We start from the raw sequence: 2,562 nt of genomic DNA on the forward strand, positions 1-2,562 counted from the left end.
AAATGGATTTTTGGGATAGGCTTATCTAACGGCAGATTACAAAAACAAAAAAAGCCCGGAACAAACATCTTTGTTCCGGGCTTTTTTTTAAGAGGCGAAGATATTTGTTAGAAGGTTAATCCCTTGATACACCAAGCAGGCTGAGCAGATGAACGAATAATCCCATAAAATCAAGGTAAAGGCTTAAAGCACCAAGGATGGCACCTTTGCGGACCATGGCGCCCGTTGCATCCATGGGAAGGGTCACTGCCATGGATTTTAGTTTCTGGGTATCATAGGCGGTAAGACCTGTGAACAGCAGAACCGCAATCATGGAGATAATGGTCTGCATAGCTGAGCTTTGAATGAACAGATTCACAACCATGGCAATGATGATACCTATCAAGCCCATCATTAAAAACTGGCCCATGCCGGTGAGGTCTTTTTTGGTTATCAACCCGTAAACACTTGCGGCACCAAAGGTGGCAGCACAGATAAAAAAGGTTGAGGCAATGGATGTCTGGGTATAAATCATAAAAATTGGGGCAAGGCAGATACCGTAAAGAACGGTAAGTCCCACATAAAGACCTGTGGCGGTGCTTGCCTGCATTTTTTGAATCCGTGCACTGAGAAATCCGCACATGACTATAAGACCGATGAATAATACCCAGGGCATAATGGGGTTGCCGTAAACGGCCTTCATCATGCCGGGGCTTTCAGATACAAAATATGAAGTCACGCCGGTAGCGGCAAGACCAATGGCCATCCAGTTGTATGTGCTTCTGATAAACGTATTAACCCGGGTCATCACCCCGGTCTGTTGATAGGAAAGATTTGTGTTCATTGGGTCTCCTTTTTTATTCCAAGTTAGTCAGGTTACAGGTATTGTTTATTTTTAACAATAATATAACACGGGCAGGGCAGATTTCAATATTACATTTTGATTATATAAAACAGTCGGATATAGAACCTGATAATATTAAAGTTAACATAATATATATTATCAGACCTTGGGATGATAAAAGAATAGGGGAACTTTTAACATTAAAATGAATTAGCGGAGGGATAATCATAAGCTAATAGAGCCGCCCCAAAAAGAAAATCCTTAATGGTAGCAGCCATTAAGGATCTCCCAGAAGCCTTGGGCTTCTTAATATGAATTACATATTAGGAAGTTAACTCAAAAAATAGAGTTTGTCAAGCTTACAGGTATAGTATTTTCTTTTTTCGGCTCGAAAGGAAAATATGAATTACAGTTTTATATCGCATGGTTATGCGAATGACCTTGATTTGTGGTTTGGGAAAATCGAAAGAAAAGATGGTGGAAAAATGACTGCAGGGATCGAAAAAACTTTTAAGGCGATGGTCAGATGTGCGGTTGGTGAGGACCATACATTTGTGAATATAGGAACATTAGCCAACCGGACAAATTTATGCTACCGAACCATTGAAAGACACATCAAGATCCTTAATGAAGCCGGGCTGATTACCGCTGTTAAAGAAGAAATCAACGGCTGGACGCAGACCGTGTATTATTTTCTTGCTCATCCTGTAATCACTAAATTCAGAGAATTACGGACTGGCAAAGCAAACCCTCAGCAGCCAAAGCCGGTTGAAACACCTAAGCCGGATCAGCCGGAAGCGGTTCCAGAAACTGAGTCTCAAACCGAACAAAAAATAACAAAAAATGACCACCTGGAGACCACCCTGGAGTGTCATGCTGTGGATCAACAAGCGGATCAACAAAATGTCGGCAATTTGTCGGATTATACCATAGATAGATTATATATAAATACTACCCCCCTACCCCCCTCAGAATCAGTTCAAGACCGCCAGGAGCCTGCAACCTGGGCAAAAATCAGAGAGAGTATTATCGAAAAAGACCAACTCAATTTAGCAGCTAAAATGCTTCCCTGTCTGGATGCCGAAATCGAGAACGACAGTGTAATTCTGTCAGGGCCAAACAAAGTAGCATTACAAAGAATCGAAAAAAATTACGGTCAAACGCTCAGAGATGATTTTTCCCTTTTTGGCATTAAAACCCTTGTATTTAAAGTCTTTTCGGAAGAACGCCAAAAGAAAAAAGATGAAGATCAAAAGCTGCAGGATCAAATTCAATGTCAGCAGCAGAAAGAACAGCAGGAAAGGATTCTGGCTGAAAAACAGCAACAGGAAGCTGAATTAAATAGTTTGCCCCTTAAAAAACAATTTGAAGTTCTTTTAAATCAATACCCCCGGCAAACCGGAAAATGGCAAGCCTGGATGAATTTTAAAAAACTTGTTCAGGCCGGAGAACTGCCAAAAACATCAAAACTTTTAAAAATCATTAAAAAAAACAAGATGTCCCGGGACTGGCAGCGGGATAACGGTCGCTGGATACCGGGACTATCAAAGTTTTTGAAAGAAAGAAGATGGTTAGATTATGGAAAATGGACCTAAGCCCTCATGTAAAAGTCAGTACCTTGCTATCCATGATGAAACCCAAATACTGCTTAAACAGGGTTATACAATCAAAGCTGTGTATGATTATTTTTTAAAAAAAGGCGTTATTCATATGTCATATAACTCCCCATTCGCTCATTT

The 2,562-nt window shown here is 40.6% G+C and carries 3 protein-coding genes; 2 read left to right on the plus strand and 1 reads right to left on the minus strand.

Annotated features, from left to right (window positions below; translation table 11 throughout):
• Nucleotides 1–115: 115 nt before the first annotated feature.
• Nucleotides 116–823, minus strand: coding sequence for a Bax inhibitor-1/YccA family protein (locus B3D59_RS16450; protein WP_286822213.1), 708 nt, complete (start codon nucleotides 821–823; stop codon nucleotides 116–118).
• 401 nt (nucleotides 824–1,224) lie between these two features.
• Between B3D59_RS16450 and B3D59_RS16455 the strand changes: the two genes are divergently transcribed.
• Nucleotides 1,225–2,418: a helix-turn-helix domain-containing protein gene (locus tag B3D59_RS16455; RefSeq protein WP_286822214.1), complete on the plus strand. Its 1,194-nt coding sequence runs from the start codon at nucleotides 1,225–1,227 to the stop codon at nucleotides 2,416–2,418.
• On the plus strand, nucleotides 2,402–2,562 hold a 161-nt coding region (locus B3D59_RS16460), incomplete at its 3' end, for a TraK family protein (protein ID WP_286822215.1). The genes B3D59_RS16455 and B3D59_RS16460, both read left to right, overlap by 17 nt.

Origin of the sequence: Desulfobacter sp. UBA2225 (assembly GCF_002348205.1) — a bacterium.
Lineage (GTDB): Bacteria > Desulfobacterota > Desulfobacteria > Desulfobacterales > Desulfobacteraceae > Desulfobacter > Desulfobacter postgatei.

What these genes read in the sequence shown, in the direction of transcription:
- B3D59_RS16455 (WP_286822214.1), top strand. Translation starts at nt 1,225, where the DNA reads ATGAATTACAGTTTTATATCGCATGGTTATGCGAATGACCTTGATTTG.
- B3D59_RS16450 (WP_286822213.1), bottom strand. Translation starts at nt 823, where the DNA reads ATGAACACAAATCTTTCCTATCAACAGACCGGGGTGATGACCCGGGTT.